Source organism: Fibrobacter sp., assembly GCF_017545445.1.
Lineage (GTDB): Bacteria > Fibrobacterota > Fibrobacteria > Fibrobacterales > Fibrobacteraceae > Fibrobacter.
In genome coordinates this window covers 20870-28837 of sequence record NZ_JAFWOM010000080.1, presented here as the reverse complement: position 1 = coordinate 28837, position 7968 = coordinate 20870, and the positions used below count along the sequence as shown (strand labels likewise).

Sequence of the window (7968 nt, the reverse complement as noted above, 5' to 3'; positions counted from 1 at the left end):
GGCATTCCGCGCTGGCGATACCGTTACCGTTAACGTTAAGGTTATCGAAGGTACCAAGGAACGTATCCAGCCGTTCAAGGGCGTCGTTATTCAGCAGAAGAACTCTGGCATCGGCAAGTCCATCACGGTCCGCAAGATGTCTGGCTCTGTCGCTGTCGAACGTATCTTCCCGGTCAACTCTCCGCGCATCGACTCCATCGTTGTCGAACGTTCCGGCAAGGTCCACCAGGCTCGCATTTACTACATGCGCGACCTCCGCGGTAAGGCTGCACGTATCGAAGAACGTCAGGCTTAATTAGCCGGACCTCGAAGGCGGCAATTCCCGATGATTAGGGGGGATTCCCGAAAGAAACTTATCCCGCCCACGCAGCTCAGCGTGAAGGCGGGTTTTGTTGTTTACTCTCCGCAAGACGAAGAGAAGAAAATCATCCTTTTGAACGAGGGTGAGTTAGTCGCGCTCGACCCTAAAGCGAACAACAAAGTCGTTTTCAAAATCCGCCCCGGGAATCTCGTCGGCGTAGGCTCCCTTCTCGAACGCGAACCCATCCGTTACGTTTTCCAGGCCTCCGTCGATTCATCCATCACGGTCATCAACGACGAGTGCATGGAATCCGAGCTGAAATCGCTCCCGGTCTGGCTTTTGGCTGTCATCAAGGCCATTTCGGCAAGGACCCGCCGCATCAACGAATCTATCCGCTCCGCCAAAACGGCAAATCCGCTCGCCGGTTTAGCCACGTTCTGCAAGTTTTTCAAAAAAGACGAGTTTTTACAGACAAAAGCTCTGTTGCAGGAATTTTCATGGCTGACCAAGACGCCCATGCCGACCGCAAGCGAAGCGTTAAAGACACTGATTCGCCGCAAACTGGTCGTTTTCCAAGGCGACAGCTCGTGCCTTACCATTCCCAATCCCTACCTTCTCGGAATATTCTCTGATTACCAGAAAGCAAAGGACTTGGACAAGCCTTGGCATCCGTTCAATCTCACGCTCCAGCAAAAAAGAATTCTCGTCTTGCTTTCGACGCTAGAAAACGGCACCTCCAAAGACGCAACAGCATGGATAGCCTTTTTCAAGGATCGCAATCTTGAAATAAGCGTGGCCGACTGGCTCCAGATGCAGCAATTCGAGTGGTTTACCGAAAGAGCGAATCACCTTCTCTCGCTTGATTTGGAAAAGATTAGCTATTTCGAGACCGCATTGAAGTACGAGCAGAATATCAAGGGGACGGTCAAATGAATATCGAAGAAGGGAAAATTCTTTGCATGCAGGGTGACCATCCCCACTCCTTCTATATCGTCAAGAAGGGAACTCTTGTCGCATCGTTCAAAGACGAGCAAAACGAAATCCAGACAAAGAATCTTGGGCCGGGTTCCACATTCGGCGAGATGAGCCTTGTCGAAGGCGAACCTTTGGAATACACGGTACGGGCCGAAGAAGACTGCGAAATCGAAGTCATTCCGCAATCGCTGTACCACGAAGCCATGGAAGAACAGCCGCTCTGGATGCAATCGGTACTGTCGTTTTTGACAAAGCGGAACCACATCGCACAAGAGAACAAGCGCAAGAAAGAATTTATTACAACATTTCCTTCGCTTTTGTTCATTCTCTCCAAATCTAGCGACAAATTAATTTATCTTAAAACTATTAAGAACGAACTCAAGAATTTTTCGAGCCTTTCATCGCTGGAAACCTACAAGTTGCTGCTTATTTTGCAAGACTTTAGGCTTATCCGCTTGCAAGCAGAAACGCTCACCATTGAAAACGAAAACCTCATCAATCTCCTTTACGAGACTTTACGCCACCGCGCTATCTACAAGAGCGCTTCGCACAACATTTTATCCATTATCGAGCAGGCAATTCTCACTGCATTCGTAAAGGCCGCTGGTGAAAAAGGGGAACACCAGCCGAATGGATTCGTAGCCGTAAAGACGACGGATCTTGCCGCCCAGACAAAGCATTCCATGCACGGGATGTCGCTCACGATGCGCAGCCTTGAAACGCTCTTGCAAAAGCGTTTGCTGCAAGCCTCCCCGGAAACTTCCACTAAAATCAACGACATTGCGGGTCTCGAAAACATCGAGAAATTTTCCGCCGACTTCGACAAGATTCTGAACCTGCTTGAACTCAACCGCATCTACCCGCAGCTCGACAAGAAGCTGGTGGTTAGTGGGTAATTAGACGAAAGAACGCCGCTTCGCGGCTATAGACGAAAGACGAAAGAGCGGCAGTGCCGCAGTAAGAAGTAGACAGTAGGAAGTAGGAAGGGGGTGGAGGGCGTGAGCAGTGGGCTGTCAGTTGTCTGTAATGAGCGAGGAGCAATCAGAGCAGGCGAAGCCTGTCATCCCCGCGGAGGCGGGGACCTCCTTACACAATACACATCAACAATACACTGTATAAAGCCGCCCGATAGGATCCGGAGACTGTTTAGACGAAAGAGCGGCGATGCCGCCCACAAAAAGACGCACGAAGTGCGTGATACTAAATCCTAAGACCTAAAACCTGTAACCTAAAACCCTCTTATTCTCTCGTCTTTGCACATGTGCTAAATGCTAGGCTCAATCATGTCAAAAAACAAGTTTTTGTCGCGATATTCGCCTTACGCATTTATCGTCTCTCGTCTAAATTTCTATTTTTCCGTCGAACAAAACATTCACCCCAAAAAGGTTTATTATGAAACTCTCTGCACTTCTCGTGACTCTTTCTTCCATCGCCGCTTTTGCCCAGGACGCAGCCGCAGCCCAGCCGGAACAGCCGGGTGCTCTCGCGAGCTTCCTCCCCCTCATTCTCCTCTTTGTGGTGATGTGGCTCTTCTTCATCCGCCCGAAGCAGAAAGAAATGAAGCAGATGGATGAAATGCGCAAGCAGCTCAAGAAGGGCGACAAGGTGATGACCTCCGCCGGCATCATCGGTGTTGTTTCCGCTATGGAAGACAATCTCATCACGCTCCGCACCGGCACCTCGACCATTGAATTCGACAAGGCCGCCATTCTCCGCGTTTTGAACAACGACAACACCGCTAAGGTCGAAGAAAAGAAGTAATCATGGCCATTCTCCCCATCAGAATTTACGGTGACCCAGTGCTTCGCAAAAAATGCGAACCCATCACCGAAATCACGCCGGAACTCCGACAGCTCGCCAAAGACATGCTCGAAACCATGTACGACGCTCCCGGCTGTGGACTCGCCGCACCGCAAGTCGGCAAGAATATCAGACTCGTGGTCATCGACACAGCAATCCCCGACGAAGAGGAACCGCGCCCCTACATCATGTTCAATCCCGAATGGGAAGCCGAACCGGACGCAAAGCCCGCCGATTACGACGAAGGCTGCCTCTCGCTCCCGGAAATTTTCTGCAACGTCGTCCGCCCGGACCGCGTCGTCGTGCGATTCTTCGACATCAATGGCGAAGCCCAGGAAATCCACAACTGCGAAGGACTGTTCGCCCGCTGCATCCAGCACGAGTGCGACCACCTCAACGGCGACCTCTTTGTCGATAAAATTTCGACATCCGATCGTACACTGAACCAGTCCAAACTCCGCAAGATGGCCAAGGAAACACAAGCAAAGCTCAAAAAGAAATAGGGTTCATGGGTCTGCTCCGAAAATTCTCTGCAATCGCCTCTTTTTCACTGGCGACTCTCGCTTTATCGACCCCATCTTTTGCGGTCGATGATGACGATTACAGCCCCATCGAAGCAAGCAGTGTTTCCGAGCAGACTATTGTCCCCCAGCAAATATCGCGGGAACTCAACAGGCCTATCCAAGTAGGCGTTTTCGTAGGCGTGCCAAGCATCTACGTCCGTCAAAAGAACGAAGAACTGCACATCACCGCCTCCCGAAGCAAGCTTAGAATCAAGCAAAAAGGGAAACGCCAGCAAACATCAGAGCGCCGCGTATTCAAACCCACCGACGGATGCATCGTCATTGCGACGGACAAAGCATCGCTCCACAAAGCCTGCTACGAAGGTGAATTTGTCATCACCGCAAGCGGGAACAAACTAAACGCCATCAATGTCATCGACATCGAAAAATACCTACGTGGCGTAGTCCCCTACGAAATCGGTCGCCTCGACGAATCCAAGTTCGAAGCCCTCAAGGCACAAGCCGTCGCCGCCCGCACTTACGCCTACAAGCACTTCGGGAGCCGCAAAGCACAAGGTTTCGACGTCTATGCCGACACACGCGACCAAGTCTATAAAGGCATCCACAGCGTCTCCGACGTTACAGACAAAGCAGTCCGCGAAACCGAAGGCGTCGTGATGACCTACAACGGAGAATTCATCACCGCCTACTACCACTCGACATGCGGCGGCGAAACCGAAGGCGTCGTCACTTGGGGTCGCCCCAACCACCCGTATCTGCAAAACAAGCCCGACCTCCGCCCCGATGGCACGCCTTGGTGCAAGGAATCCAACTACACCGAATGGACCCGCGAATTTGACGAAAGCGAGCTCCGCGATTTATTCCAGATAAACGCTAAAGAAGCCAAGGCGAACGTCCCGAGTTTTTCGAGCATCCACGCGATGAACATTCTCGACACGCTCAAGAGTGGCCGCATCCACACGCTCGAAATCACAACGAACAACGGAAAATTCACGGCCAAAGCCGACAAAATCCGCTGGCTGTTCAAACGCGGCGGCACCATCCTCCCCTCCAGCTTTTTCCGCATCCATCGCAACGGAGACCAATGGATTCTTAAAGGCAAAGGCTTCGGCCATGGCGTAGGCCTCTGCCAGATGGGAGCACGCGCCCGAGCACAAGCAGGGCAAAGTTACATACAAATTTTAACGCACTATTACCCCGGCATCACGCTGGAAAAATTCACAAGATGATAGTCGTCTTAAGCCAAGGATGCGCCGCAAACTTCGGCGACGGCGAAAAAATAGCACGAATACTTTCAAGAAAATCCGAAGTCACATTCACGTTCCCAGAACCGGGTGCCGCAACCACAAATGAAAAAGTCGCGACCGCGCCCGAAGCATTTTACTTGAACGTCTGCACCGTCAAAGGGAACGCAGGAGCCTTAAAACTCCTCCGCAAAGCCGCATCGGCTTACCCGAACGTCCCCATTTACATCACGGGCTGCGCCCCGAAAGACTTCCGCGAAGAAGCTATTCAAGCCGTCCCACAAGTGCAATTCACAACGCTTTCAGAACTTGAAAAAGACCCGCCCCTGTCATCCTCGACCTTGTCATCCTCGACCGAAGGGAGGGGATCCATAATTTCTAGCACTAGCAAAAGCAATAGACCAAAGTCACCTTGGAGCAACGCGAATGGTCTCAAAAAGACAGGCGCTTCGGCAAGCTCAGCGGCCTTAGGCGTGCGAAACGTCCTTCGCGAATCGCCATTCGTCGGCATCGTGAACATCGAAGAAGGCTGCTTGGACGCTTGCGCATTCTGCAGCACGCACCTCGTCAAAGGCCGCCTCCACAGCTTTTCGCCAAACGATATCGTCGATCAAGTCCAAGCGCTCGTCGATGACGGATGCCTCGAAATCCAGCTCACCGGCCAAGACTGCGCCTGCTACGGCTTTGACATCGGCACAAACCTCGCCGAACTCACGCAACGCATCCTGACGCACGTCAACGGCAATTACCGCATCCGCCTCGGCATGGGAAATCCGCGCCATGTACTCGGCTATCAAGAAGCGCTCCTCGACTGCTTCACGGACGAACGCATCTACAAGTTTATCCATATTCCCGTGCAAAGCGGCAGCGAAAACGTGCTCAAAGCGATGAACCGTCGCCACACCGCACGCGACTACGCCACCCTCGCCCACGCCTTTAACGAAAGATTCGACAAGTTCACGCTCAGCACAGACCTTATCGTAGGCTACCCCGGCGAAACCGCAGCCGATTTCAACGACACGCTCACGCTTTTGAAAGAGACTCGCCCGACCGTCTGCAACATCACGCGATTCGTTGCGCGTCCAGGCACCGTCGCCGCGCGTCTCGAATCCGCAACAAGCATGGCGCATCTTGAGTCTGCAACAAACACGGCGCAGCTCGCCCCCGCAAACTTAGCAGTACCCGATACCGTCAAACACGAACGTTCCGCGATTCTCGCCGAAGCATTCCAGCAAATCGCACTCGAAAACAACCGCAAATGGATTGGCGACGAATGTATTGTCGTCACCGAAAAGCCCGGCCACCGTAACGGCACGACCATCGCCCGCAACACAGCCTACCGCCCTGTCGCACTCCAGGGTTCTTTCCCTGCCGGGCAAACGCTCCGCGTCCGCATCAAAGATGCAGAACCCTTCGCATTAATCGCAGATTTGCAATAAAAAAATTCTATCTTTTGTTCGTGAATTGGTCCATTTTATTTTTCGCCCTCATGATGCTTTTGCTGTTGCGCGTTTTACGCCTGAAAATCAGAGCCAACAGCGCACATTCCGAATCGTTTAAACGCCTCCCGCCCAAAGACCAGCTGGCCGTTCTCAAGGAATGCCTTCTGAACAATCCGTCTGAATCAAACCTCAAGAATCTTTCAGATTTCGCCGAACGCACGTCGCGAACCATCGATACCGACAGCTATCGTCCGTTCATCAAATCGCAGCTGGAAGTTTTCAAGCATAAAGACGCCATCGCCGAAGACAACGAGCTCTACATCGCCGAAGCATTATGGATGGACAAAATCAGGCCCATCGAATTCGAAGAAGCGGAATCGTTCAAGCTCGAAAACGATATTCCCAAATACATCGAGCGCTCCCTTGAAGGAATCGCCCGCTTGTATTCCGACGAAGCAATACTTGACACCCTCGCAAAACTCGCTCCGGATTATCCTTACGCAAACGAACTCGCCGAAAGCTACAAGCAGCTCATGCAAACCCGCGACGAAAGCACCGCCGACGACAAAGCACTCGAAAAGCTACGCAAGCAGAAAGAATCGTGGGAAAACGACCTGCTGAACGTAAAAAACTAGAATCTAGAAAGCAAAAAATGCGGCCATGATTGCCGCATTTTTCTTTTGCAATAACAAAAGCTGCACAAAGCCGGCTGCAATGGCCAAAGTCACCACTTTGGCCAAATAACGCCGCGGTGTGCAATTACGTGTTCCAAAGCCAAGTGCTGAGGTAGCGTTCACCAGTATCCGGGAGCACTGCCACAATACGCTTGCCCTTGAATTCCGGGCGTTTGGCGACAGTGAGCGCACATTCCAAAGCGGCACCCGACGAAATTCCGACGAAGATTCCTTCTTCGGCAGCGGCAGCGCGAGCGGCATTGCCAGCCTTCTCGGTGCTCGTGAGATAAACCTCGTCAATCACCTTCGGATCATAGTTCTTTGGAACAAAGTTTGCACCAATGCCCTGAATTTTGTGCGGACCCGCGACTCCCTTTGAAATCATCGGAGAATCGTCCGGTTCAATCGCAATCACATAAATGTTCGGATTCTTTTCCTTGAGGAACTTCGCCGTTCCGCTCACGGTTCCGCCCGTACCTGCGGTCGCGATGAACACATCGACCTTGCCTTCCGTATCGCGCCAAATTTCAGGACCCGTCGTGCGGTAATGCGCTTCGGGATTTGCTGGGTTGTCGAACTGCTGCGGAATAAAGCTCCCCGGATTGGCGGCAGCGATTTCATTTGCTTTTGCGATGCAACCTGCCATGCCCTTAGCGCCTTCGGTCAGCACGACTTCGGCACCGAGCGACTTGAGGAGCATGCGGCGTTCCATGCTCATAGAATCCGGCATCGTGAGCACCACCTTGTAGCCCTTGACAGCCCCCACGTAAGCAAGACCCACGCCCGTATTGCCGCTCGTCGGCTCGATGATGAGTGCACCCGGCTTGAGCTTGCCTTCGCGTTCGGCAGCCTCGATCATGCTTAACGCCACGCGGTCCTTTGCGCTACCGAGCGGGTTGAACATTTCGAGTTTCACGTAAACTTCGGCATCGCCCTTGTTGAGCTTGTTGATACGCACTAGCGGCGTATTGCCAATCGTCTCAAGAATGTTGTTGTAAATGGCCATAA

9 protein-coding genes are annotated in these 7968 nt (G+C 52.4%); 8 read left to right on the top strand and 1 reads right to left on the bottom strand.

All coding sequences use genetic code 11. The annotated features are described in order from the left end of the window. From rplS to IKG78_RS09750, 8 genes are all read left to right on the top strand, one after another. A partial coding sequence (gene rplS, locus IKG78_RS09785) for a 50S ribosomal protein L19 (RefSeq protein ID WP_290942839.1) occupies positions 1–295 on the top strand: 295 nt, incomplete at its 5' end. 30 nt (positions 296–325) lie between these two features. Continuing rightward, positions 326–1234 (top strand): cyclic nucleotide-binding domain-containing protein, encoded by a 909-nt coding sequence (locus tag IKG78_RS09780; protein ID WP_290942838.1) that lies wholly within the window; start codon positions 326–328, stop codon positions 1232–1234. After that, the gene (locus IKG78_RS09775) at positions 1231–2172 is read left to right on the top strand and encodes a cyclic nucleotide-binding domain-containing protein (RefSeq protein WP_290942835.1); all 942 of its coding nucleotides are present in this window, start codon (positions 1231–1233) and stop codon (positions 2170–2172) included. Before IKG78_RS09780 ends, IKG78_RS09775 begins: the two co-directional genes overlap by 4 nt. A 496-nt stretch (positions 2173–2668) precedes the next feature. Continuing rightward, positions 2669–3037, top strand: coding sequence for a preprotein translocase subunit YajC (gene yajC, locus IKG78_RS09770; protein ID WP_290942833.1), 369 nt, complete (start codon positions 2669–2671; stop codon positions 3035–3037). A 2-nt stretch (positions 3038–3039) separates the two neighbouring features. Beyond that, complete coding sequence (gene def / locus IKG78_RS09765) at positions 3040–3579, top strand: peptide deformylase (RefSeq protein WP_290942831.1); 540 nt, start codon at positions 3040–3042, stop codon at positions 3577–3579. A gap of 5 nt (positions 3580–3584) precedes the next feature. Continuing rightward, positions 3585–4829 carry a SpoIID/LytB domain-containing protein gene (locus tag IKG78_RS09760; protein WP_290942829.1) on the top strand — a complete coding sequence of 415 codons (1245 nt, stop codon included), beginning with the start codon at positions 3585–3587 and terminating at the stop codon, positions 4827–4829. Further along, on the top strand, positions 4826–6283 hold the full coding sequence (locus IKG78_RS09755; RefSeq protein ID WP_290942827.1) for a radical SAM protein: 1458 nt from the start codon (positions 4826–4828) through the stop codon (positions 6281–6283). The genes IKG78_RS09760 and IKG78_RS09755 overlap by 4 nt, the downstream gene beginning before the upstream one ends. Positions 6284–6303: 20 nt before the next feature. Beyond that, positions 6304–6921 carry a hypothetical protein gene (locus IKG78_RS09750; protein ID WP_290942825.1) on the top strand — a complete coding sequence of 206 codons (618 nt, stop codon included), beginning with the start codon at positions 6304–6306 and terminating at the stop codon, positions 6919–6921. Between the two features lie 124 nt (positions 6922–7045). Here the strand turns inward: IKG78_RS09750 and cysK are convergent, their stop codons facing one another. Continuing rightward, positions 7046–7966, bottom strand: a complete 921-nt coding sequence (gene cysK / locus IKG78_RS09745) for a cysteine synthase A (protein ID WP_290942822.1) — start codon at positions 7964–7966, stop codon at positions 7046–7048. Positions 7967–7968: the final 2 nt, after the last annotated feature.